Annotated in this window: 22 protein-coding genes; 9 read left to right on the top strand and 13 right to left on the bottom strand. The window is 66.7% G+C overall.

The window, feature by feature from the left end:
* Positions 1 to 43: 43 nt before the first annotated feature.
* Both L810_RS01645 and L810_RS01640 read right to left on the bottom strand, forming a co-directional pair.
* Positions 44 to 1,324, bottom strand: coding sequence for a CaiB/BaiF CoA transferase family protein (locus tag L810_RS01645; RefSeq protein ID WP_021156608.1), 1,281 nt, complete (start codon positions 1,322 to 1,324; stop codon positions 44 to 46).
* Positions 1,325 to 1,428: 104 nt separating this feature from the next.
* The gene (locus tag L810_RS01640; RefSeq protein WP_021156607.1) at positions 1,429 to 2,193 is read right to left on the bottom strand and encodes an IclR family transcriptional regulator; all 765 of its coding nucleotides are present in this window, start codon (positions 2,191 to 2,193) and stop codon (positions 1,429 to 1,431) included.
* A gap of 242 nt (positions 2,194 to 2,435) precedes the next feature.
* Here L810_RS01640 and L810_RS01635 point away from each other — a divergent pair, with 242 nt between their 5' ends.
* The 3 genes from L810_RS01635 to L810_RS01625 all read left to right on the top strand — a co-directional run bounded on the left by L810_RS01635 (position 2,436) and on the right by L810_RS01625 (position 6,116).
* On the top strand, positions 2,436 to 3,338 hold the full coding sequence (locus tag L810_RS01635) for an HpcH/HpaI aldolase/citrate lyase family protein (RefSeq protein ID WP_021156606.1): 903 nt from the start codon (positions 2,436 to 2,438) through the stop codon (positions 3,336 to 3,338).
* A 184-nt stretch (positions 3,339 to 3,522) separates the two neighbouring features.
* Positions 3,523 to 4,605, top strand: coding sequence for a porin (locus tag L810_RS01630; RefSeq protein WP_042972796.1), 1,083 nt, complete (start codon positions 3,523 to 3,525; stop codon positions 4,603 to 4,605).
* Positions 4,606 to 4,649: 44 nt separating this feature from the next.
* Entirely contained in the window at positions 4,650 to 6,116 is a 1,467-nt protein-coding gene (locus L810_RS01625) for an MmgE/PrpD family protein (RefSeq protein WP_021156604.1), read from the top strand.
* A gap of 16 nt (positions 6,117 to 6,132) precedes the next feature.
* Here L810_RS01625 and L810_RS01620 read toward each other — a convergent pair whose 3' ends face one another.
* From L810_RS01620 to L810_RS01575, 10 genes are all read right to left on the bottom strand, one after another.
* Positions 6,133 to 7,062 (bottom strand): LysR family transcriptional regulator, encoded by a 930-nt coding sequence (locus L810_RS01620; protein ID WP_021156603.1) that lies wholly within the window; start codon positions 7,060 to 7,062, stop codon positions 6,133 to 6,135.
* Positions 7,063 to 7,354: 292 nt separating this feature from the next.
* Positions 7,355 to 8,374, bottom strand: coding sequence for a cyclase family protein (locus tag L810_RS01615; protein WP_021156602.1), 1,020 nt, complete (start codon positions 8,372 to 8,374; stop codon positions 7,355 to 7,357).
* Positions 8,371 to 9,864: an MmgE/PrpD family protein gene (locus tag L810_RS01610; protein WP_021156601.1), complete on the bottom strand. Its 1,494-nt coding sequence runs from the start codon at positions 9,862 to 9,864 to the stop codon at positions 8,371 to 8,373. Before L810_RS01610 ends, L810_RS01615 begins: the two co-directional genes overlap by 4 nt.
* A complete protein-coding gene (locus L810_RS01605) occupies positions 9,861 to 10,733 on the bottom strand; it encodes an HpcH/HpaI aldolase/citrate lyase family protein (protein WP_021156600.1) in 873 nt (290 codons plus the stop codon). The genes L810_RS01610 and L810_RS01605 overlap by 4 nt, the downstream gene beginning before the upstream one ends.
* Positions 10,730 to 11,968, bottom strand: a complete 1,239-nt coding sequence (locus L810_RS01600) for a CaiB/BaiF CoA transferase family protein (RefSeq protein WP_021156599.1) — start codon at positions 11,966 to 11,968, stop codon at positions 10,730 to 10,732. The genes L810_RS01605 and L810_RS01600 overlap by 4 nt, the downstream gene beginning before the upstream one ends.
* A 102-nt stretch (positions 11,969 to 12,070) precedes the next feature.
* The gene (locus L810_RS01595; RefSeq protein ID WP_027792762.1) at positions 12,071 to 13,234 is read right to left on the bottom strand and encodes a quinone oxidoreductase family protein; all 1,164 of its coding nucleotides are present in this window, start codon (positions 13,232 to 13,234) and stop codon (positions 12,071 to 12,073) included.
* A gap of 58 nt (positions 13,235 to 13,292) precedes the next feature.
* Positions 13,293 to 13,880, bottom strand: a complete 588-nt coding sequence (locus L810_RS01590) for a hydrolase (RefSeq protein WP_021156597.1) — start codon at positions 13,878 to 13,880, stop codon at positions 13,293 to 13,295.
* A gap of 9 nt (positions 13,881 to 13,889) precedes the next feature.
* On the bottom strand, positions 13,890 to 15,383 hold the full coding sequence (locus L810_RS01585) for an MFS transporter (protein WP_021156596.1): 1,494 nt from the start codon (positions 15,381 to 15,383) through the stop codon (positions 13,890 to 13,892).
* A 643-nt stretch (positions 15,384 to 16,026) separates the two neighbouring features.
* The gene (locus tag L810_RS01580; RefSeq protein ID WP_021156595.1) at positions 16,027 to 17,118 is read right to left on the bottom strand and encodes a triacylglycerol lipase; all 1,092 of its coding nucleotides are present in this window, start codon (positions 17,116 to 17,118) and stop codon (positions 16,027 to 16,029) included.
* A 666-nt stretch (positions 17,119 to 17,784) separates the two neighbouring features.
* A complete protein-coding gene (locus L810_RS01575; RefSeq protein ID WP_021156594.1) occupies positions 17,785 to 18,738 on the bottom strand; it encodes a LysR substrate-binding domain-containing protein in 954 nt (317 codons plus the stop codon).
* 166 nt (positions 18,739 to 18,904) lie between these two features.
* Between L810_RS01575 and L810_RS01570 the strand changes: the two genes are divergently transcribed.
* The 6 genes from L810_RS01570 to L810_RS01545 all read left to right on the top strand — a co-directional run bounded on the left by L810_RS01570 (position 18,905) and on the right by L810_RS01545 (position 23,360).
* A complete protein-coding gene (locus L810_RS01570) occupies positions 18,905 to 19,447 on the top strand; it encodes a hypothetical protein (RefSeq protein ID WP_021156593.1) in 543 nt (180 codons plus the stop codon).
* Positions 19,448 to 19,454: 7 nt separating this feature from the next.
* Positions 19,455 to 19,781, top strand: coding sequence for a hypothetical protein (locus L810_RS01565; protein WP_021156592.1), 327 nt, complete (start codon positions 19,455 to 19,457; stop codon positions 19,779 to 19,781).
* A gap of 29 nt (positions 19,782 to 19,810) precedes the next feature.
* Positions 19,811 to 20,656 carry an MBL fold metallo-hydrolase gene (locus tag L810_RS01560; protein WP_021156591.1) on the top strand — a complete coding sequence of 282 codons (846 nt, stop codon included), beginning with the start codon at positions 19,811 to 19,813 and terminating at the stop codon, positions 20,654 to 20,656.
* A 340-nt stretch (positions 20,657 to 20,996) separates the two neighbouring features.
* Positions 20,997 to 21,743 (top strand): SDR family oxidoreductase, encoded by a 747-nt coding sequence (locus L810_RS01555; protein WP_042972815.1) that lies wholly within the window; start codon positions 20,997 to 20,999, stop codon positions 21,741 to 21,743.
* A 14-nt stretch (positions 21,744 to 21,757) separates the two neighbouring features.
* A complete protein-coding gene (locus L810_RS01550; RefSeq protein WP_373453088.1) occupies positions 21,758 to 22,750 on the top strand; it encodes a DJ-1/PfpI family protein in 993 nt (330 codons plus the stop codon).
* A 124-nt stretch (positions 22,751 to 22,874) separates the two neighbouring features.
* Positions 22,875 to 23,360, top strand: coding sequence for a YybH family protein (locus L810_RS01545; RefSeq protein WP_021156588.1), 486 nt, complete (start codon positions 22,875 to 22,877; stop codon positions 23,358 to 23,360).
* A 92-nt stretch (positions 23,361 to 23,452) separates the two neighbouring features.
* Here the strand turns inward: L810_RS01545 and L810_RS01540 are convergent, their stop codons facing one another.
* On the bottom strand, positions 23,453 to 24,400 hold the full coding sequence (locus tag L810_RS01540; RefSeq protein WP_021156587.1) for a GlxA family transcriptional regulator: 948 nt from the start codon (positions 24,398 to 24,400) through the stop codon (positions 23,453 to 23,455).
* Between the last annotated feature and the right edge of the window lie 165 nt (positions 24,401 to 24,565).

The raw sequence follows: 24,565 nt of genomic DNA, 5'->3' as shown, positions 1-24,565 counted from the left end.
GGCGGCCGTCCTTCGCGGCCGCATCGCACGTCGCACGTCGCGCCTACCGCGTGCGGATCACGCCCAGCCCCGCGAGCCGCTCGTATTCGCGTTCGCCGAGCAGCGGCAGCAGGATCTCGCGATTGTTCTCGCCGAGCGCGGGCGCGGGCCGGCGAAACGTGCCGGGCGTGGCCGACAGGCGCGGCGTGATGTTGTGCATCGGCAGGCTGCCGACGTCGTCGTCCGGCAGCTCGACGAGCGCCTCGCGCTCGATCACGTAGTGATCCTGAACGATCTGCGCGATATCCTGGATCGGCCCGACCGTCACGCCCGCTTCTTCGAAGAACGCGAGATTGTCAGCGAGATCGCGTGCGGCGATGAATTCGCCGACGATCGCATCGAGCGCCTCCGCGTGCTGCACGCGCTGCACGTTGGTCGCGTAGCGCGGATCGTCGATCAGCTCCGCGCGGCCGATCGCGCGGAACAGCCGCTCTGCCATCGCCTGCGTCGAGCTCGACAGGCACAGCCACTTGCCGTCGCGGGCCCGATACGCGTTGCGCGGCGCGGTGTTCGACGAGCGGCTGCCGGTGCGTTCCTTGATCTTGCCGGTCATCACGTAGTTCGCGGCGACCGGGCCGAGGATCGACAGCAGCGGCTCGAACAGCGACACGTCGATCACCTGCCCCGCCGCGCCGTGCGCGGCGCGCGCATGCAGCGCGACCAGCACGGCGATCGCGCCGGACAGCCCGGCCGTCATGTCGCCGAGGAACATCGGCGGCAGCACCGGCTCGCGATCGGCGAAGCCGTTGATCGCCGCGAACCCCGCATAGCCTTCCGCGAGCGTGCCGAAGCCCGGCTTGTGACGGTACGGCCCGGTCTGCCCCCAGCCGGAGATCCGCGCGATCACCAGCTCGGGACGGATCGCGAGCAGGTCGTCCGGGCCGAGCCCCATCTTCTCGGCGACGCCGGGCTTGAAGCTTTCGACGAACACGTCCGCGTCGCGCACCAGCCGGCGGACGATGTCGATGCCCTCGGGCGCGCGCAGGTCGACGCACACGCTGCGCTTGTTGCGCCCGTATACCTTCCAGTTCGTGCTGATCCCGCCCGCCCCGACCGCGCGCAGCGTATCGCCGCGCTCGCTCTCGACCTTCACGACGTCCGCGCCGAAATCGGCGAGCTGCACGCTCAGCATGTTGCCGGCCATCAGGCGCGACAGGTCGACGACGCGCACACCCGCGAGCGGCCCCTGCGCGCCGGCGTCGAACGGTTTCGGATGAATCGGGCCGGTGGACGCGCGACGGTGCGCGCCGGCCGCGTGAGCGGCCTGCGGGTCGGTAACGAACATGCTTGTCTCCTGGTTGGTGTATGCGTCGTGCGAGACGGACTGCAAGGCGGACTTCGAGGCGGACTTCGAGGCGGCCTTCGAGGCGCGCTCAGCCGCGCGCGGCGCTACTCGAGCAGCGCGCCGAGCTGGTCGGCCGCGCGAAATGCCGCGCCGGCAGCGGGCAGATCGCCGCCGAGCGCATGCGTCAGCTCGGCGGCGGCCGCCTGCACGCGCGGCAGGTAGTCGGCCAGCACCTTCTTGTTGAAGCGGTAACGCGGCACGCCGAGCGAGATCGCGCCGCTGAGCACGCGGCCGACGCCGAATGCCGGGCACGCGATCGCCGCGCTTTCCGGATCGCGCTCGGCGATCGACACCGCGTAGCCCTGCTCGGCCGTCTTCTCGTAGTCGCCGCCGCGCGTGCCGCTGAACGCAAGCAGCACACGCCCGGCCGCGCCGACGTCGAGCGGGAAGCGGTCGCCCTCGCGCAGGTGCGTGCGCACCGAGCGCTGCGCCTGGATGCGGAACAGGCACACGCGCTGGTCGCTTTCACGCACGTAGAACGCGGCCGTTTCGCCGGTTTCCGCCGACAGCCTCGACAGGATCGGCATCACGTACTCGCGCAGCTGGAACGACTCGCGATACATCATCCCGAGCTGGAACACGGCGGGCCCCAGCACATAGCGCCCGTCCGGCAGGCGCTTGATGAAGCGGAACTGCTCGAGCGACTCGAACATCCGCAACAGCGTGCTCATGTTGAGCCCCGTCTCCTCGCTCACCTGCGCGAGCATCAGCCCGCCTGGCGCGTTGCCGAACGCCAGCAGCGCGGTCAGCGCGCGGTTGACCGCGGCCACGCCGCCCTCTGCCGGACTGCTTGTCTCCACCTTGTTCATGTCCACCTCGTGCGATGCCGGGCCGTTCGTGTCAGGTCGGTGCCACGTTACGGCGGCCGGCATCTAAAAATGAAAGTCACTTTCATTATACGCAGATCGTCGATGACATCAACATGAATCCGCACAGCTTCGTTCGGTCATCATCCTGCAATGTTCCTTGATACTAGGCGTTAACGATAATCTTGACGAATGCGGTCATCCACCACAAAAATGAAAGTGACTTTCATTTTATGAGACCGTAGATGAATTCATCGTCACAACCCGTCTGGCGCTCGCTGCTGTACGTCCCCGCGCACGTCCCCCGTTTCGTCGCATCGGCCGCCGCGAGCGACGCCGATGCGCTGATCCTCGATCTCGAGGACAGCGTCCCGCCCGCATGCAAGGCAGCCGCCCGCGACGGGCTGGCCGACGCGGTGCCGGTACTGCGCGCGCCGGGCCGCGACCTGCTGGTACGCGCCAACGGCCCGCTCGACCAGCTCGTGCCCGACCTGCGCGCGGCCGTCCGGGCCGGCGTGGACGGCGTCGTGCTGCCGAAGGTGCGCGGCGGCTCGCACATCGAGGCGATCGACGAACTGCTGGCCGCGCTCGAAGAAGAAGCCGGCGCGCTGCCCGGCCGCACGCGGATCGTCGCGATCGTCGAAACGCCGCGCGCGTTCCAGGCAATGGACCGGATCGCGCAGGCGTCGCCGCGCGTCGTCGCGATGATGCTGGGCGGCGGCGACTTCGCGCTGAACTGCGAAAGCGGCGCGAGCGCCGATGTGCTGCGCGTGCCGAAACAGTTGCTGATCATCGCCGCGCGCGCCGCCGGCATCCTGCCGCTCGGCCTCATCGGCGGCCTCGACGAACTGCGCGATCTCGACGCGTTCGAGCGCATCGCGCGCGCGTCCGCGGAGCTCGGTTATGCGGGCGCGACCTGCATCCACCCGCTGCAGGTCGGCGCGCTCAACCGTGCGTTCCGGCCCGACGACGCCGCGGTGCGCGACGCACACGCGGTGCTGGCCGCCTACGACGACGCACGCGCGAACGGGCGCGGCGCGCTGCGCGTCGACGGCCGGATGGTCGACGCGCCCGGCGTCGCCCGCGCGAAGCGCGTGCTCGCGCGTCACGCGGCGGTACAGGCACGCGCCGACGGCGTGCCCCGGTAATGCGGGCACCGCCCTTCATCGCTGCGCGTCCATGCGCGTGTCGCGCGGTGCGCGCACGCGTCCCGTCACGATGCCGTCTGTTCGCCACCCGGCCCGGATAGCGTCGCCCCGCAGTACCGCCGCACCGCTCGACCGGCGCGGCGCCGAACTCAAACAAAAAACAAACCCTGGAAGGAGACAAACCATGGGCAAGCGGATGTCCGCACTGTGCGGACTGGGCCTCGTATCGGCCGGCGCCTGCGCGCAGAGCACGATCACGCTGTATGGCGTGGCCGACATCTATACGGAATTCCTCACCCATCAGGCCGCGCCCGGCGACAAGTCGTCGGCATCGCTCGTGCGGATGGTGTCGGGCGGCAAGAGCGGCTCGCGCTGGGGCCTGAAGGGTGTCGAGGACCTCGGCGGCGGCTGGCAGGCCGCGTTCCGGCTCGAAAGCGGCATCAACCTGAACAACGGTACCGGCACCGGCGCGGGCGGCTTCGACCGCTCCGCATGGGTCGGGCTGCAGCACGAGCGCTGGGGGGCGCTGCGGCTCGGCCACCAGTACACGACGCTGTTCGACGTCATGGAGCGCTATTCGCCGACGGGCGCGTACTCGACGCTGTACGAGCCGGCCGGCGCGATCGTCGGCGTCAACTTCCGCGAGAACAACGTCGCCAAGTATCTGGCGAAGATCGGCCCGCTGACGCTCGAAACGCACTATTCGTTCGGCGGCATACCCGGCGCGTTCCAGTCGAACGCCGCTTATGGCGCCGGCTTCGACTATGCCGGCGGCGCATTCTCGCTCGCCGCCGCGTTCGACAACGTCAACACCCCGCAGCCGGGCGGCTTCGCGCATTTCCGCCGCTATGCCGCCGCCGCGATCGCGTCCATCGGACGTGCGCAGCTGCTGGCCGGCGTCACCCACGGCCAGAGCGGCGTCGCCGCGCCGTCGGTCGTGACGCGCTACACGTTCTGGTGGGCCGGCGTGCGCTACGCGATCACCCCTTACCTGCAGGCGGTCGGCGCGTTCTATTACGAGGACATCCGTGCGCAGAATGCGCTGAACGCGCAGACACCCACGCCGCACCCGGCCAACCCGCAGCAGGTCACGCTGCAGCTGAACTACTTCCTGTCGAAAGCCGTCACGCTGTACCTGGCGGGCGGCTACGCGCGCCGCGCCGCGCTCGATTTCGACAACTACAACTACAACTTCCTCCACTACACGCTGGCCGGCGACCGCGCCAGCAGCGCGGGCCTGGCACTCGGCCTGCGCAAGCTGTTCTGACCTCGCCTCTCCCCAGTTTCAGGAACCTTCGGAGTCTTCGCACAATGAACCGCCGCCACTTCCTTTCCACGCTGACCGGCGCGGCGCTCGCGCTGCCGTTCGCCCACGCCCGCGCGGGCGTGCTGCCGGTCGCCGGCGCCACCCCCGGCCCCGATCTCGCGCAGCAGCTCGCCGACTACGCGGCCGGGCTGCAGTATCGCGACCTGGACGCCGCGACGATCGAGACGATCAAGGCGCACCTGATCGACGCGCTCGGCTGCGCGATCGCCGCGCACGACGAACGCCCGGTACGCATCGCGCGCGACGCGGCGCTCGCGTCGCCGGGCGGCGTGTCGACGATCGTCGGCACGAACCAGCGCACGAGCCCCGATCTCGCCGCGTTCGCGACCGGCACCGCACTGCGCTACTACGACTTCAACGACGCGTACGCCGGCAAGGAGACCGGCCATCCGAGCGACAACATGTCCGCGTGCCTCGCGGTCGCCGAAGCGCAGCACGCAAACGGCCGCGACCTGATCCTGTCGATCGCGATCGCCTACGAGATCGCGTGCCGGCTGATGGACGCCGCCGCGATCAGCCCGCGCGGCTGGGATCACACGTGCTACAGCCTGCCCGCCGTCGCGCTCGCCGCGGGCAAGCTGATGCGCATGCCCGCGCCGCAGCTGGTGCAGGCGGTGAACCTGTCGATCAACAGCCATCTCGCGCTGAACCAGACGCGCGTCCAGGAATTGTCGAACTGGAAGGCGCTCGCCGATGCGGACGCGGCACGCAACGCGGTGTTCTCGACGCAGCTCGCGCGCGCCGGGCTGACCGGCCCCGCGCCGATCTTCGAAGGCATGGCGGGATTCTTTCCGCAGGTGTCCGGGCCGTTCGCCGTCGACACGCGCGAATTCGGCGGGCGCGGCGGCGCGTTCCGGATCGGCAAGTGCTTCGTGAAGTTCTATCCCGCGCAAGGGCTCACGCAAACCGCGATTCCTGCCGCGCTCGACGTCGCCGCGCAGGTCGGCGACCTGCGCCGCATCCGGCGCATCGAGATCGACACGACCGAAGTCGGTTATGTGACGGCCGGCCGCGACCGCGAAAAATGGGCGCCGTCGACGCACGAGACCGCCGATCACAGCCTGCCGTACATCGTCGCGCGCGCGATGCTCGACGGCGACATCACGACCGAGAGCTACCGGCCCGACGCGCTGCACGATCCGGCGCTGCGCGCGTTGATCGAGCGGATCACGGTGCGCGAGGACCCGGCGCTGACCGCCCGCTGTCCCGCGCACGCGCCGAACCGGGTGACGGCCGTGTGCGAAGACGGGTCGACCTGCACGAAGCAGGTGGACGACCTGCCCGGCTCGCCGACGCGGCCGATGCGGCGCGACGACTACGATGCGAAGTTCACGAAGAACTGCCGGCGGCACTGGGGCCCGGCGCAGATCCGCGCGGCGCTCGATTACCTGTGGCGGCTCGACGAGCAGCCCGACATCGCGACGCTGCCGCCGCTGCTCGTCGTCGGCTGACCGACGTGAATGAACCCTAAGCTTCCGCCGCGACGCCGTGCCGTTCGAGCGCTTCCGCGACCTCGACGATGCGGCTGCGCAACCACGCGTGCGCGTTGCTGCCGTCGTAGCGCCGGTGCCAGTACAGCGACCACGCGACGGGCTCCATCGCGAGCGGCAGGTCGCGGATCACGAGCCGCGCGTCGTCGAGGCTCAGCGCATGCCGCTCCGACATGATCACCGCATACGGCAGCGCATCCAGCATGTTCGGCACGACGAGCCAGTGCGGCACGTTGAGCGCGATGCGCCGCGTGCAGTTCATGTTCGCAAGCAGGTTGTCGACCAGGCTGTGGTCGACCGGATTGATCGTCACGTTGAGGAAGTCGAGCGCGAGGAACCGTTCGAGCGTCAGCGGCATGCCCGCTTCCGGATGGCTGCGGCTCATCACGCAGACCATCCGGTCATGAAACACGATTTGCGACGACAGCGTGCCCGAATGTTCGAGGCCGGCACTGATCGCCAGGTCGAGCAGCCCGGATTCGAGTGCGTCGGCGGTCTTGGCGGCACTCATGTGCACGACGTCCATGCCGATATTCGGGCTGGTCAAGCGCATGCAGCGCAGCAAAGCCGGCAGCAAAAGCAATTCGGTGAGATCCGACATGCGCAACGTGAAATGGCGCTCGGACGTAAAAGGATTGAATTGATAATCCGATTCAAATAATTCCTCGATTTGTTGCATGATCTGTCGAATCGGCATCGCCAGCGCCTGTGCGCGCGGCGTCAACTCCATGCCGACCGCGGTGCGCGCCAGGATCTCGTCCTTGAACAGGAACCGCAGCCGCGCCAGCGCGTTGCTGACGGCCGGCTGCGTGAGGCCGACCTTCTGGCCGGCCCGGGTGACCTGTTTCTCCGTCAATAGCGCATCGAGTATGACCAGCAGGTTCAGATCGATCGAACGTAGATTCATGTTTGCGACCATCCACTAAACAGGTTAAACACCGCCTCCGATTGCGATTGCAAAATTCCGCAATCGGAGCAATCCCCTGATATTTAGTGCAATGCACAAGAATAGTCCAATCTTGACGTATCTATATTTTTAGGTATCGAGCGGTATTGGTTAATTTTTTAAATTAGTTGGTCCGTTTCGCGTCGATTCTTCCGGATACCGTACCAATCGGTCATTTGATTCGCGATTTTTGAAAAAAGGTCGCATTGCAAAAAAATGCGGGCGAACGCCGCCCCGGCGGCCGCCCGCAAGCTCAAACGGTCGCGACCGGATTCGCCGGTGCGCCGACCAGGCCGCGGATATGCAGCGGCGGCGCGGTCAGCAGAAACCGGTTCCGGCCGTGTGCATGCAGCCAGTTCGCGAGCGGCGTCAGGTGCCACAGCTCGCCGAGGTGAATGCCGAGCTTGAACAGGCACAGTTCGTGAAGCGGCATCAGCGCGCCCGGTTGCGCGAGCGGCTGCGCATGTTGCGGACGTTCCTCGATCGCATGGTTGTCGGCCACGAGCGCGGCCAGCCCCGATTCGTCGATCCATTGCAGCAGCCGCGCATCGCTGCTGTCCAGCACGCACGCGCTCGCGACCGTCGCCGGCGATCCGCCGTCGTCGTTCAGCAGCAGATCCGCAAAGCCGGTGTGAATGCAGACGATGTCGCCGCGCTCGACCTGCACCCGGTCCGCTTCCATCACCTGCATCAGTTCCGCGAAGCCGACCTTCGTGCGCGCGTCGCCGAAATGACGCCGCAGGTCGATCAGCACGCCGCGCCCCTGCACGCCCGTTTGCGCCATCACCTCGATGCCGAGCGCGTGCGCGCCGCCCGTCGCGTCGCCCTCTTGCGGCACCCGCAGATGCTCGCCCATCCGGAAACCGTTGTAGAACACGATTTCAGGCACGCCGTCGTCGTCCGCGTCGAACACGCCGCCCACGTGCGACAGGCCGTCCCATTGCGTCGAGAACTGCGAGTGCATGCAGAACGAATCGTCGCAGACCACATCGGTTGCGTTCGCAACCTGTTCGTCCGCGCGATAACCGAAATACGGCTTGTCGCCGAGCAGCGCCGGCATGATCGCCGGCGGCCGCCGCCGCGCGTTCAGCCCGCCGCCGCGCGGCACGTCGAGCGGCAGGCTCAGCGAGAACGACAGCCCTTCGCGCACTTCGGCCGCGCCCTGCCGCACCTTGTCCGGCGTCAGCCAGTTCAGCCGTCCCTTCTGATCGTCGGGACCGAAGTCGCCCCAGTTCGAGCCGGGCGGCCGCTTTTTCCAGCGGGGTGCATTCAAGATCGGTGTCCTCCTTCAATGCCCGACGTCAGCGCCGCGAGCACATCGAGCGGCGCATCGTCGGCGAGCGACCGTACCGCATCGCGCAGCGCGAGCGCGCGCTCCATGCCGAGCGCCGAACTCGCCGCCAGCACGAATTTCGCGGTGAGTTCCTGCTCGGTCAGCGGCCGCGAATTCGTGCCCTTGCTCGACTCGATCCACGCTTCGCGCACTTGCCCGTCGCGCAGCTCGACGCGCAGCACGGCCGGCAGGAAATGCGGAAAGCGCGCATCGCACCATGGATCGGCCACGCAACGCACCTTCGCGGCCAGAGCGCGCCGTGCGGGGTCCCGCGCGAGCGCATCGTCGAAATCGTCGAACCAGACGCCGAGCCCGCCGCCGCCGAGCAGCGCCGCCGCGACCGTGTACGGCCCCGAGAACGCCGCCGCATAACCGTTCGGCGGATTCGCCTTCAACTCGGCCGGCTCGCCGATCGTACGCAGCGTCGACGTCGCGACCCGCAGCTCGGCCGACACCACGTCGTCCGCCGTCACGCCTTGCGCCTTCAGTTGCAGCGCCGCGTCGATGCCCGGATGCGTGAAGTGGTTGCACGGATACGGCTTGAAGATGATCCGGCTCGTCTCCCATTCGTCGCCCAGGTCGCGCAGCACCGCGTCGACGTCGGCGAGGTCGCCGCACCATGCGTGGAAGAAGCCGAAGCGGCCTTCGAGCGCGGTCGGCGGCGCGGTGACGCCCGCGCCCGCCAGTTCCGCCGCGCTCACGCCCGCATGCGCCGCCCAGCCGCAGTGAATCCGCTTCACCGAGCCGCCGGTGCGGTTCGCTTCGAGCAGGCCCGCGCCCATGCTCGCGGCAATGCCGAGCGCCGCCGCGATCTGCGCGGCGTCGAGCCCGAGCAGCATCGCCGCGGCCGCCGCCGCGCCGACCGTGCCGCAGATCGACGTCGCGTGCTGGCCGCGCTCGAAAAACACCGAATTGCCGAGCCGCTCGTTGTAGGCCGCGACGCCCAGCCGGATGCACACCTCGGTGCCGACCGTGATCGCATCGAGCAGCGCCGCGCCCGACGCGCCGCTCGCCTGCGCGGCGGCGAGCGCGGCCGGAATCACCGACGCGCTCGGATGCAGCACCGACAGCATGTGCGAATCGTCGAAGTCCATCGCATGCGCGAGCGTGCCGTTGACGAGCGCGGCACTCGCGGCCGGCAACCGGTCAGGCGCGCCGATCACGCTCGCCGGGCCGGTGCCCGCCCAGCGCCGTGCAACCTGCAGCACCGACTGCACGACCGGTTCGTCGTGCGCGATCAGACTGTTGCCGACCACGTCGAGCACGCGCGCGGCGGCCTCGACGCGCAGCCGGTATTCCAGCCCTCCGGCGCGCACCTCCGCCGCGAAGCGGCCGAGCGCGCCGACGATGCCGTCGGGCGGCGCGGGCCGGGCCGGTGCCACCGGATCGGCGGCGGCCGCCGGAGCGGAAAGCGTCTCGGGCGTGCTCATGCCAGTGCTCCACTGAGTCGAAGATTGTTCGCGAGCGCGAGCGTCACGCGCGCGTTGGCGATCAGCGGCGGCGCGACCACGCGGCCGTCCGGCAGCACGAAGACCGACGACGCCGAGGCCTTGCCCGCTGCCGCATCGACTGCCTCGAGCACCCGCTCGGCCGCGCGGATCTCGTCTTCCGACGGCGTGAACACCTCGTTGATCACCGCGAGCTGCGACGGATGAATCGCGAAGCGGCCGAGGAACCCCATCGACTTGGCGCGCAACGTCGATTCCCTCAGCCCGTCGAGATCGGGCAGCGTGTGATAGACGGTCTGGATCGGCCCGGCGAGCCCCGCCGCGCGAGACACCACGACGCAGCGCGCGCGGCACACCTCGAGCGTGAAGTTGTCGACGCCGATCTGCAGGTCCGCGCGCAGGTCGCTCTCGCCGAGCCCGATCCGTTCGAGCCGCGGCGACGCGGTCGCAAGCTGGTAAGCCGTCTCGACACCGTACGCCGACTCGATCAGGATCTGGATGCCCGCCTCGCTGCCGAGCGCGTCGAGCCAGCCCGCCACTTCCTGGATATGCTGCGGCAGGTCGCATTTCGGCAGCCGCAGCGCCTGCAGCGCCGGCTGCGCGATCGCGTCGACGTCGTCGCGACACCACGGGCTGCCGATCGGGTTGATCCGCACGTAGGTCGGCTTCGGCGGGCCTTCCGCGAGAATCGCGGCGGCCGCCTCGCGTGCTTCGGCCTTGTGGCTGGCCGGCACGGCATCCTCGAGGTCGAGCACGATGGCATCGGCCTCGCTTGCATACGCCTTGTCCACCACCTGCGCCTTGTGCGCGGGCACGTAGAGATAACTGCGGTAGGTTGCGCTGGTTTTCATACAATGCCCCGTTCGGTCAAATCGGCGATCTCGTGCCGCTCCAGCCCCAATGCGCCGAATACTTCATCGTTGTGCGTGCCGCGCGCCGGCCCGCCCCAGCGGATCGCGCCGGGCGTGTCGGACAGCCGGAACGGCACGTTGTGCGTGCGGAACGCGCCGAGCTCCGCATCGGGCACCGACACGACCGAGCCGAGCGCCGCGTACTGCGGATCGCGGAGCACGTCGGCGACGTCGTAGATCGGTGCGACCGCCGCCTGCGCGCGCTCGAACTCGGCGATCACGTCGTCGCGCGAGCGCTGCCCGATCCAGCCGCCGACCGCCGCATCCAGTTCGTCCGCATGCTTCGCGCGCTCGGCGCCGTTCGCGAACCAGGGTTCGTCGATCAGGTCCGCACGGCCGACGAGGCGCATCACGCGCTCCGCGATGCTGTGCGCCGACGTCGACAGCGCGACCCACTTGCCGTCCGACGTGCGGTACACCCCGCGCGGCGAATTGTTCGGCGAACGATTGCCGGTGCGCTCGGGCACCCGGCCCGTCTGGTCGTAGCTCGCGACCTGCGCGCCCATCGCGGCGAGCATCGTCTCGATGATCGCGAGATCGACGACTTGGCCGCGCCCGGTGTGCTCGCGCGCCTTCAGCGCCGTCATGATCGCGAACGCGGCGTTCAGCCCCGCGACGGTGTCCGCGAGCGGGAACGACGGCAGCAGCGGCGGCCCGTCGGCCTCGCCGGTGACCGACGCGAGCCCGCTCATCGCCTCGGCCAGCGTCCCGAAGCCGGGGCGGCTCGCATACGGGCCGAACTGCCCGAAGCCCGTCACCCGCACGAGCACGAGCCGCGGGTTGATCGCGGACAGCACGTCGTAACCGAGCCCCCAGCGTTCGAGCGTACCGGGCCGGAAATTCTCGACGACCACGTCCGCCTGCGCCGCCATTTCGCGGAAGATCCGCTGGCCGTCGGCCGTGCCGAGATTCAGCGTGACGGCCCGCTTGTTGCGCGCGAGCACCTTCCACCACAACGGCACGTCGTCGCGACGCGCGCCGTACTTGCGCGCCGGATCGCCGTCCGGATGCTCGACCTTGATCACGTCGGCGCCGTAGTCCGCCAGCATCGTCGCCGCGAGCGGCCCGGCGAACAACGTCGCGGCGTCGATCACGCGAATGCCGTCGAGCGGCGCCGGTTTGGACGCGTCCGACGCCGCACCGGTGTCGACGCCCCCCATTTCCACAGTGGCCATGCCGTTCTCCAGTCAGATGGATTGCACGGCGCGCCGCACACCGACATCATCTGCATGACTAATCGTCTTGCAGCGATGCGGGCGCGGCGCGCGACCTGCCGCTCAGACGGCGTTGATCCGGTAGATCGGGAAATACGTCTGGATCTTCCCGTTCAGGTAGTCGGACGCGAGCTTCGGCACCTCGTCGAAATCGAAGATCTCGGTCGGCTCCTCGCCGATCCAGCCGCTCGTTTCCTGGAAATCGCGGATCGTGATGCTGTCGTCGTAGCGCCACGCGTGCGTGTGGATGTGCAGGCGGCGGTTGATGCATTCCGTCGCGCGCAGGTTCCACAGGCGCATCCCGGTCTTCCAGCCGACCGTCGTAACGATACCCGTGCGGCCGACCACGCGCATCGTCGCGCGATACAGTGCGCCGCCGAGGTTGTCGAGGAAGATCGCGACGCCGCGGCCGCCGCTCAGCTCCGCGATCGTCTCCGCGAACACGCGCTCCGACTCGCGATAGCTCGCCTGGTACTCCGGATCGGTCTTGTAGCGTTCGTCGTCATACGCGAGGTTCGGGAACTTGCGGCGATCGACCGGCGTGATGCCGAGCTTCGCGAGCTCCTCGAGGCGCCGGTCGTTGCTCGCCGTCATCGCGACGCGAAAACCCTCGCGCTTCGCGAGCTGCAGTTCGGCGAGCGTCGTGCCGCCGCCCCAGCCGAACACCAGGTAGTCGGCCGGATCGACGTCCGGCAGCTGCGAGCGCCAGCACGTCGACGCCACCTTCCAGTTGTCCCACGCGGTGAAGTAGCGGCCGTACGTCGCCCATTGCAGCAGCGAATGCCGGCTGTCCGTCGGCACCGCCACGAGGTTGTCGGCGCGCATCTTGGTCCGCTGCGCCATCACGCCGATCGTGCCCGGCGCGTCGTATGCGTAGACGAGCTCGGCGAACCCGTATTCGTCGCGCTTGCCGAACGGCATCACCATGCAGATCTCGCCTTCCTTCAGCGTCTTCACGCCGCTGCCGCGCTCGACGATGCGCACCAGCGCACCGTTGCCAAGCACGATCTTGTCCTCGCGGCGCTGCCGGCAGATGTCGACCGGATTGCGCGACAGCGCGTGGTCGAGGTTCGCCTCCCACGATCCGTACAGCGGCTCGACCAGCACCTCGTCGGCTTCCAGATCGGAGAATTCGAAGGTCTCGCGACGCAGTTCGCCCGCCACGGGCGCCTGCTTCCTGCTCGGTTCCGGTCCTGCGTAGAGAACCCATGCATCGGTCTTGATCATCGTCATGCCTCGGTAAATGACTCTGTTTGAATGGTGCACGCCGAACACGCCGCTTCGTTCAGCGCGAATACGCCTGCTTCAGTGCCGCCTCCACGTCGGCCGTCGCGGCGACCTGCCCGAGCTTCGGGAAGATCTGCGTCAGCGCGAAGGTCTGCGCGTCGGCGGACGACGTGCTGACCGCGTCGTTGACGACGACGACGTTGTAGTTGTTCTCGTATGCCTGGCGCGCCGTCGATTCGACGCCGATGTTGGTTGCGATCCCGGTCAGCACGATGTCCGTGATGCCGCGACGACGCAGCTGCACGTCGAGGTCGGTGCCGGTGAACGCGCCCCACTGGTGCTTCGTCACGACGATGTCGGACGGCCCGACGCCGAGCGCCGGTGCGAACGCGCTCCATTCGGGGTCGAGATTCGGCGGCGCCGACGGCGCATCCGTCCTGACCTTCAGCGCGACGCCGCCGTCCGGCTGGTAGCTCGTGTGCACGTAGATCACGGGGAGCTTCAACGCGCGGAACGCGGTCGCGAGCTCGACCGTCTTCGCCACGACCTGCGCGCCGCTGTAGGGCACGACCGGCAGCGACACGATGCCGTTCTGCAGGTCGATGGCGACCAGGGCGACCGTGCGATTGAGCGTCGGAGTGGACATGTCAAAACCTCACTTCTGTTGGGGGATGGAAGAAGCGGCGGTATCCAGGTGCCGGCTCGACGCTGCGTTGAGCAGCAGCAGCACGCTGATGACCGCCAGGACGATGGCCAGCTCGCGCAGGCCGCGATCGCTCGCCGGATGGCCGAGCGCCAGCCCGACGAGCGCAAACGACAGGCTGCCGCCGACATACTGCGCAGTGCGGTACAGCCCCGAGGCCGTGCCGATCCGGTCGTGCGGCGCACTCTGGTAGAGCGCGGCCTGGTTGCCGAGATTGTTGAAGCCGTTCGGCACGCCGAACACGATCGATAGCAGTACGATCGACCAGACCGGCATCGCGCTGGTGAGCAGGCTCATCACGACGCTGCCGACGCACAGCATCGCGGAGCCGATGATCAGCACCGGCCGCGAGCCGTGACGGTGTGCGAGGCGGGTCGCGAGCATCGTCGCCACGGTGCCGATCCCGGCGACCGGCAGCATCACGAGGCCGGCGTCGGCGGCGGACAGGTGCTTGGCCTCCTGCAGCCACATCGGCAGCGCATAGAAGATCGCGTAGAACACCGCGTAGGTGCCGACGCAACGCAGGTACGTACTCGTGAGCGCACGGTTGTCGCCGAGCATGCGGATGTCGATCAGCGGCGTCGCCGCCCGCCGCTCGTGCCCGACCAGCACCGGGCACAGCACCAGCGTCGCGACGAGCAGCAGCCAGTCCGGATCGTGCGTGACCGATTGCAGGAACAGCAGCAGGCTCGCGAGCGTCAGGACGAACAGCACGACGCCCGGCAGGTCCAGCTCCTTCAGCGTGCCCCGCAGCGTGCGGCGCTGCTGCGCGCCGCGCGGTACGACGTCGGCCGGAATCCACAGCCACGCCAGCACGAACGCGAGCAGCACGATCGGCACGTTGATCCAGAAGATCGCGCGCCAGCCGGCAAACTGCACGAGCGCGCCGCCGAGCGGCGGCCCGAACGCGACGGCCACCTGTGCCGCCACCGAGATCGCGCCGAGCCCGCCCGTCGGCGTCGCGCCGTTCGCGTGCCGCTGCGACCACGTGCGGATCATCGCCATGCCGGCCGGATACGCGGCCGACGTGCCGATGCCGAGCGCGACGCGCGACGCGATCAGCCACCCGAGCGACGGCGCGAACGGCGCGAGCGCGGATGCGATCAATACGATCGCGAGGCCGATGCAGAAGATCCGCTTCGCGCCGAACCGGTCGGCGAGCCGCCCCATCGTCGGCTGGCCGACGGCCGTCGCGAGATAAAGGCCCGACACGAGCCACAGGGTGTCGATGCGTTCATGCCCGTGCGGGTTGAACGCCTGCTGGATGCTGACGAGCGCGACCGCGATCATCGACGAATTCAGCGCGTTGAGCAGCGTGCCGAGCACGATCGGGCCCACCAGCCTGGCCGGCAGGCGCGGGCCCGCCGCACGCGCATTGCCGCCTGCCGGCGTGACACCGGAAGTCGGGGCTGACACTTTGGCAGGTCGATCGCGGTTCGTTGTCATGGCATCGTCACAGGGTGGTTTCGCATCGCTCGATCAAATTCGAACGTGCGTTCACCTTACCGTTACGATTGCCGCGAATGAAATGGATTGTTGCGATGCACACATTCGTCGCTTGAATGCGGATCGCGAACCGCGATGATCGAGCGTGTCGCCGGCGAGCGGGGAATGACATCGTCAAACGCCCTGCATTCCTTGCTGGACGGTCATATTCTCGGGTCGAGATGAATTTTTCAGTTGGAGTACGAATCGATTTTTCTCGTGCACTTCCAACGACTGATGATCGTTTTATGCGGCGGCGCAACGGGAATTCAGAGCGGTGGCTCTAGACCGGCACCACACCCGCGAGTGCGGGGTAATCGATGTCGTTGCGCCCTGCGCCAGCAGGGTTGAGATCCTGACGCGTTCGAGGCTGACGGGGCCGCATGGCCGATTGCCGTCACGACTGCGCGCCGACGCCTCTGGAACGATTCTGTGATGAAGCGCATTTCGACCGCGCTGAAGCACGGATAAGCCACGCGCTGGTGACCGTTATCGACGACGCGCCAAAGAAATCTCTCGATGCACGACGATCCGCCCGATCACGGCAGGCGCGACGCCGGACATGCCGGCGTCGCGCGATGCCGCGCTTGCTCCCTGTCATCGATTACACGCCTTGATTCTTCAACCGGTTCGCGTGCGTGCGGATTACCGCAACCGGATCCTCCACATTCGCGCCGAGCACGCCGAGGATCTGGTTGATCGCATCGGTGTGATTCCAGTGATACGTGCCGAGCACCTGGCCAAACCTCGCGCTGCATTGCGACACGACGCCGTCGTTCGGACCTGCGCTGCGATTGATCATCACCGTGCCGCTGCCGAGGAGTGCCAGCGTTGACGGATCGAGCGCGTTCGCCGGATCGGTGACCCCGCTCACGCTCGTATCGACGGCCCCCGTCACGCCGGCCACCGTCGCTGTCGGCTGGATCGCCGTGCCGCCCCACGAATAAAGCAGATGCGTATTGCCGCCGACAGTCTCCGTTGGCGCGCCGGTTTGACACGAGCCCGGCGCACCGAGACCGGCGCTCGGGAATTTCTGGTTGTATGCGGCGGCCTTTGCCGTCGTCAGCACCGACAACGCCTGAATCGCATTCTGGTTCGTATTGAAGTTGCTGCTCGTCAACGTGCCGAGCGCATTCGCGAATGCGCCGAGCACGGTCGACGACAGGCCGGTCGGGTCCGTCTGCAACAGTTGCTGGACGAAGTCCGCGAATTGCGAGCCCCAGTGCGGCGTACTGATCGTCGTCACCGACGCGACCAGTTCCGGCGCAACGGACGCAACATAACGCGATGTCAGGCCGCCCTGGCTATGGCCGATCAGATTCACCTTCTGCGCGCCCGTTGCCGCAAGCACCTGCTTCACGAACGCAAGCAATTGCTCGCCACGCCCGTTCGGGCCATCGTCGCTCTGGAAGCCGGACAGGTTGGCAACGTATACCGCCGCACCGTGCGCCCGCAGGTCCTCCGGAATGCGATACCAGTACTCGACGACGCCACCGTACTTGTCGGTGCCGGTCAGCCCGTGCACGAGAATGATCGGGTACCGGGTCGCCGCGTAGTCGTCAACGGCGGTCGTCGCGGCGGAAGCGGCCTGTGCGCCGGCCAGCGACAGAACGGTTCCAACACTCGCGGCCGGGGCCGCGTTCATGGCGATCGCCACCACGGTCGCCACTGCCTTCGCTCGTATCGATCTGCTCATCTTGCTCTCCATTTTTTACGTACATGTCAGTTGCTCGAGGATGAGGATGCGGAAATCGCTGATGCAGCGACGCTTTCGGCACTGAAGCGTCGCCCGCGCGCGGGATGTCGGCTGTACCCCACTCGACGGCTCGGCGCGACGGGACTCCGATACCGGAAAACGAATAAAAACGAACACAAACGAACGTTTTCGCACCAGCACGCGAAGTGAATCACGTTCAACAACGCTGTGCAGGTTGTTAGACAGGGCCCTCCAGTCAGTTGACAACGGGTGCATCAACCACTAGATCCATCGATCTTCCTCGACGTCTTGTGATCCCGGCCGTTGCGGCTTTGCACCGACAAGCACCACGCGGATCACACGTTTCCGGCCACAGGAGACCGCAACGCCGGATGCCACAACCGCACCGGCACCTCGACCCGCCCGACGTGCCTTATCGCGTTGCCGTCATGAAGCAATGGTCATCAAGGATGCAAAGGAGACCAAACGATCATGTGGAAGAACTCGCGTTGCGCGGGTGGAACCGGTTTTCAGTGCCGGCAGCACTGTTGGTCCTGGGGCTTTGCAGGCCCGTCGGTTGGGCGCATACGCCCGACTGACGGGAGCATTCGGCAGGCGGTGTCTCGCCGAGCGCGGCGTACCTGATCGCGGCCTGCGTGCGGCGAATCAACGTGGAGAGGAAGCACCGCGCTGACGTCTGACTCGCGCTGTGCGTCGGGCGTTACCGTGCGGCGCCAGGCCCGGCGCGTCATTCAGCATCCACGTCGCGAACGCCCGCAACGGCCCCTGGACCAGTTCGATCGGTTCGGGCAGGACGAGGCAGAAGTTTTTCGTGACGGACTTGCCCGCCGGCCAGGGTGCGACCAGCCGCCCCTGCTCGAGCTCCGCGTCGACGTAAAGACGCGGCACCAGCGCGACACCCAGGCCCGCGAGCGCCGCTTCGATCAGCATCGAATGGAGATCGTAGCGCGCGCCAATCGCCGAGTTGCCCAGCACGATGCCGGACTCCTGCGCATAGGCCTGCCACGCGTCCGGGTTCTGCCGCCGGTGAAGGCGTGGCAATGCGTCCAGCGACGGGTTCGCCCCGGCGCCCGCCAGCAACGCCGGACTGCACACGGGCACCAGCACTTCCTCCAGCAGCGGATGCAGATGCATTCCCGCCCATGCCGGATGCTCGAAATGGATGGCGGCATCGAAACCGCTCCCGGCCAGCAGGAACGGTTCCATGCGCTCGGCGATATGGACCGTGACGTTCGGATGCCGGTCCTGAAAGTGTTTCAGCCGGGGGATCAGCCAGCGCGTGGCGAAGGTCGGAATGGCCGCGATATCGATGCTCGCGCCTTCGACGGGCTGCCCCATCAGGTACAGGCTGTCCCGTTCCAGCCGATCCAGGATCTCGCGAACCTGCACCGCGTACCGCGCACCGTTCGGCGCCAGCCGTACCCGGTTGCCGATCCGCTCGAACAGCGTGACACCCAGGAACGCCTCCAGCCGGCCGATCTGACGGCTGACGGCGCCCTCGGTTCGGGCGAGTTCATCGGCGGCTCGGGCAAAGCTGCCGTGTCGGGCCGCGGCTTCGAACGCCTGCAGCGCGGAATTGCTCGGGATCTTGCGGGGCATGCGTGGCTCGCCGGTCAGGGTGGGCTCGACGTCAGCTTGAGCAAATATCACTGAAGGCTGACTTTATTTCGTTTTATGGGGTGCAAATGCGAGCTTAGCATTACGTTACCGCACTGACCATCAAGCGCCCGCCGTGGGATGTGCATCTTGCTCAAAGGACGATCCGATGATCTACACCGTGGAATGCAGCTTCGCCGACGTCGACAGCGAAGCCGAATGGAACGACTTCTACAGCCTTGAAAAGCTGCCTGCCCTGATCTCGGTGACGGGATTTCACACGTCGCAGCGGTTCAAGGCGATCGGCAGCGATTGCCCCGTCTATCTGGCGATTCACACGATCGACGGTCTCGATGTGCTGACCGGCGACGAATATCGCCGGAAAGGCGGCGGCAATTTTGCGAAATGGCAGCAACACATCACCGACTGGCATCGCAATCTCTATTCCGATATCGGACTAGCTCCGGCGGTGGCGGAAGGCGAACGCCTCGCGCTGTGCGCCGGCGGCCCTGATCCGCTGATCCGGTTGGGCCTCCGCCCGCTGGCCATGCAAGCCGTCGCGCTGGAGCAGTTTCCGGCACGACGCTGGCTCGCCGTCGTGCCGCGCGACAGCGTGCCGCTTGTCGAGGAGCGCGCGGAAGGCATTCACCTTTATGCGCCGATGACAAAGCAACTGACGAGCGCACGTGCCCTTTCGACTGCCCAGGAGTGAGCCCACGATGCCGAACGTCACTTTCTCGATCGATGCACAGCGGATGCCCGCTGACGAAAATCTTGCCGAGCTGTCGCGCGACTGCGTCGAGCTCTGTACGCATGTGCTCGGCGCGGAGCTCAAGAACGTCCACGTCATTTTTCAGGCGGTTCTGCACGGGCATGGGCATCCTGTCTACGCGGACATTCGGTATCGCGCCGGCACGGCCCGCACGTCGGCGGTCATGGACCGGTTCATGGAAGCGCTGGATCGTGCGATCGTCCAGCGCACCGGCCTCACCGCGCGCATTCGGTGTTTTGGTTACACCGAATCGAACATTCACGCCCGCAACTAACCCACCATTCGCCGATCCGGAGAAGCACGATGGCCACGCTTACCTTTCCCCGCCAGCAAGTCGGGGATTTCACGATAACCGCCATCAGCGATGGCTACCTCACCGCGAGTCTCGACTTTCTGTCGAATATCGATCCGGCCGACGCGTCGAACATGCAACGCGATGCCGGGCAGAAGGCGCCAGAAGCCGTGCACATCAATTGCTACGTCGTACGCGGCGCGGGCCGCACCGTGCTCATCGATGCCGGGGCGGGCGGGTTCAGGCAATGGGGCGGCCAACTCGGGACGAACCTCGCGCTTGCCGGTATCGAGCCCGCCGCGATCGACACCATCCTGCTGACCCACGCGCATCCCGACCATGTCGGGGGGCTCGTGAGCGGTGCAGGAGAGATCGCGTTCCCGAATGCGGAACTGGTCGTGCATCGACGCGAGGTCGGGTTCTGGCAGGACGACGGGAATCTGAGTCGCGCCAGCGAACGCGCACGGGGAAATTTCGCGGTGGCGCGTCGGGTATTCGATGCTTATGGCGACCGGCTTCGTCTTTTCGAAGACGGGCAAGTGCTCCCCGGCATCGACGCACTGCCGATACCGGGGCACACCGATGGACACACCGGATATGTGCTTGAATCCCGCGATCAGGGGCTTCTTGTGTGGGGAGACGTGGTGCATTTCCCGCATATCCAGATTCAGCGACCGGAGGTGTCGATTGCCTTCGATCACGATGCGTCGTTGGCCGCTGCTACGCGGTCACGGCTTCTGGACCAGGTCAGTTCGGAGGGGCTGTTGATCGCCGGCATGCATCTGGGGGAACGCGGGTTCGCACGCATCGAGCGAATGAATGGGGGATACCGTTTGCGCTATGAGCGCGAGGAGTGAAGCAGACGGCCTCCAGATACTGGCCACTCGCCGCGATCGCTCGGACATCCGCATCGCGACCACTGCGCGTCCGACCTTCGCGCACGCCTGCTCCACACGCCACTCGCCGCCAGCGAGACCCCACATGAAGCGAGCGAACGGGCATTGCCCCCGCCAAACACCGAGCCGCGTTATTCACCCGTTTTAACCGAGTGGCGCTTTTTGAGGGTTATACGATCTTTGCGCCATACACCTCGCGTTCCATACTGCACGTGGAAGATCGAGCCGGAAAAGGCACATGAACGCGATCGCGTTTGAAGCCTTCGGCCTGATCAGTCACGACGTAAAAATGGAGCAGAAGATGAGGCTTAAAGACAAGTCAGTGTTGATCACCGGTGGTACCAGCGGCATCGGCCTCGCAACCGCGAAGCTGTTCATTGCGGAAGGCGCCCGCGTAGCGGTGACGGGCCGCGATGACACGGTGTTCGAGCGCGTGAAGGCCGAGCTTGGCGAGCACGCGCTCGTTCTCAAGGGCGACGTCCGTTCGCTCGACGACATGCGGGCGATTGCCGCCGAGGTCAAGGAGACGTTCGGCGGCCTGGACGTCGTGTTCGCGAACGCGGGCTGGGCGTTCCCGTCCGCGGTCAACGACATCGACGACGCGCTTTATGGCGAGATCATGGACATCAACGTCAAGGGCGTGGTGTTCACGCTTCAGGCGGTGCTGCCGGACCTGCGGCCAGGCGCCTCGTTCATTCTCAATACATCGTTCGTCGCGCAGACCGGCAAGCATGGCATCTCGTTGACCGCGGCAGCGAAAGCCGCCGTACGATCGCTCGCCCGCAGCTGGTCCTACGAGTTTCTCGACCGCAAGATCCGCTTCAACGCGATCGCGCCCGGTGTGATCGACACTCCGCTGCTCACCAAATGGGGCATGCCCGACGAATGGGTTCGCGAGCGCAAGGCCGAATTCGCCGAAACCATTCCGGTGGGCCGCATGGGCCACGCGATGGACATCGCGTACGCGGCGCTCTATCTCGCCAGCGACGAATCGTCGTATGTCGTCGGCACCGAACTGGTCGTCGATGGCGGCGCTTCGCAGCTTTAAGCCTGCGGCGCGCAATGCCTGAGCCCTGCAAATCATCCGGGCTCATCCCCATCCCGATCTCACGTCCGCCACGCCGTTCGTCGCGGCGGCCATTCAATCCGGCCCAATCTGGTTGCGCCCGCAGAGGGGCCGAAGTGCAAGGAGAAACGATCTTGACCGACCGTAGCGAAGACAATGCTTCCGGAACACCGCTCACGAGAGCGGGCCGTTCGCGCCGCGATGCCCTCAAGCTGGGGGGCGCCGCCACCCTCGGCGCCATCCTGGGCGGCAGCGCGTTGCTCGCGCATACCACCCCTGCTCGTGCGCAGGCCGGCAGCAAGGGCGAACTTGCGCCGAACGAACCGCTCAACATCCTGATCGTCAACTACGACGGCGGGACGCTGCTCGACTTCGCCGGCCCCAGCGAGATCTTCCATCGGCTGCCGAATACGAACGTTCGCTACGCGAGCCTCGATGGCGGCAACGTGACGCTCGAATTCGGCGTCGTGTACGGCAAGACCGAGCGGCTGGCCGACATCGACAAGACGGACGTGCTCCTGGTCCCCGGCGGGTCTAATTTGACGGCGCCGATGCAACCCGCGTATCAGGCGCAGATCCGGCGCCTGGCGGAAAGCGCCAGGCACGTTACGTCGGTCTGCAACGGATCGCTCGTGCTCGCCGCAACGGGCGTGCTCAAGGGCAAGCGAAGCGCGTGCCATTGGGCCTTCGTCAACAAGCTGGCCGAATATGGCGCGATTCCCGTTCCCGACCGCTTCGTGGAAGACGACAACGGCCGGTTCATGAGCGGCGGCGGCGTGACGGCGGGCATCGACTTCGCGCTTCGCGTGGCGGAGAAGCTGCGCGGCCGACAGGCGGCCGAATTCACGCAACTCGTGATCGAATACGATCCCGCGCCGCCGTTCCACTCCGGCCATCCGAGGGACGCGCGGCCGGAAGTCGTCGCGATGGTCGACAAGGAATTGCCCGGCGCCTCCAGGGGGCTCGCACGCATTCCAGGCGTTCGGTGAAACTTGGGCCGGCAATGCGCGCGGGCCGTCTGCAGGCCTCGATGATCACCGGCTCCGACATTGCCCGCCCGCCCTTTAAATTTTCGTAGTCCTCTCAATTCGAGCTATAACCGGAAATCACCCGATGCAACAGAATCGTACTTTCGCTACCGCACTTGCAGCAGCCTGCGTCACCTTTTTCGCGTTTGCGACGCCGGCATCTGCCGGTGGTTCGCAACATCCGCCCGAAGCGGCCATCAAAGCCGAGAATGCACGATGGGCGGATGCCTTCGCGCGAGGCGACTACGAAGCAATCGGTCGCCTCTATACCCGCGACGGCACCCTCTTGCCGCCCGGCGGCGACAAGGTAACGGGGAGCCGCGCGATCACCGAATACCTCACCAAAGGGTATGCCGGATCGAAGCCTGTCACCGTATCGTTCAGCAACTACGAGTTCTACGGCAACGACCGGGTCGTGACCGAGGTTTCGGATACGGAGATCCATGACCACGACGGAAAGCTCAAATACCGCGGCAAGCAGACGCTCGTCTTTCTGAAGCAAGGCGGCGCGTGGAAACTGCATCGCGACATGTGGAACGATTACGGTCCGCTGCCGACGAACGACCAATGAGCATCCGGCGAAACGGATCATGACCTGCGCGAAGCACGACTGATCCGTCAGACGGACATTCATGGGCAGTGCGCTGATCGGCCGGCAGCCGATCAGCGCGCGCCGTTCGATCGGCTCTCGCGTCGAATCGCTTGCGGTGGATGTCCATGCAGTTTGATGAAGGCCCTGCGCATCCGCTCCGGATCGGTGAATCCCACCGCCAGCGCAATCTGTTCGATCGGTTCGCTACCGCTCTGCAGGCGCAGCCGCGCCGCTTCGACTCGCAGGCGCTCGACCGCCTTGGCAGGTGTTTCACCGGTTTCCCGGCGAAATGCGCGTCCAAACTGCCGCACACTCAATCGTGCGGCATCGGCGAGCCGTTCGACGGGCAACGCTTCAGCCAGGTGCTCCCGGGCAAAATTCAGCGCGATGCGGATCCGGTCCGATTCCGGCTCCATCTGCGACATCGCCGAGAATTGGGACTGGCCGCCCGGTCGACGATACGGAACGACCAGATACCGGGAGACGGCACGCGCAATCCCCGCACCCATATCCCGTTCAATCATGCCGAGCGCCAGGTCGATTCCGGAGGCGATGCCCGCCGACGTCCAGATGCGGCCCTCCTCGATATAGATACTGTCGCCTTCGACCCGCGTGCGCGGGAAGCGCGACTGCAACTGGGCCGCGTACAGCCAGTGCGTCGTGGCTCTTACGCCATCCAGCAAGCCGGTTTCGGCCAGCAGAAACGCCCCCGTACAGACGCTTGCCACCCGCGAGGCGCGGGCGCCGAGTTTCCTGGCAGCGGCGATGTTTTCCGGAGCCCGCATCGGCTCGATTTCCCCGCCCACGAAAATGACGGTGTCGAACGTACGGCGTCCGATCGGCCGCGTTTCGATCGAAACGCCCGTATTGCCGGGAACCGGGCCGCCGGACTGCGAGATGACCTGGAGATCATAGGGCGTGTGGCCCGCCGCGGTGGCCACCTGATTGAAGGCCGACAGCGGCCCACCCAGATCGAGCACATCGTAGCCACGGCAAACGAAGAATCCGATTCGATGCATGACGAAGTCGTTAACTGAAAACCCGGAAAGTCGCATTTTATCCGGAACCCTCAAATAACGACATGCCGCCTGAAACGAGGGAAAAACGTCCTTTACGCGCCGATCGATTGTCCGTATGTCCAATCGCCGACGTCGACCCGGCCGGGACGGGCCGGGACAGGAGTG

The organism is Burkholderia sp. AU4i (assembly GCF_000466765.1).
Taxonomy (GTDB): domain Bacteria; phylum Pseudomonadota; class Gammaproteobacteria; order Burkholderiales; family Burkholderiaceae; genus Burkholderia; species Burkholderia cepacia.
This window is presented reverse-complemented; position numbering and strand designations above follow the sequence as displayed.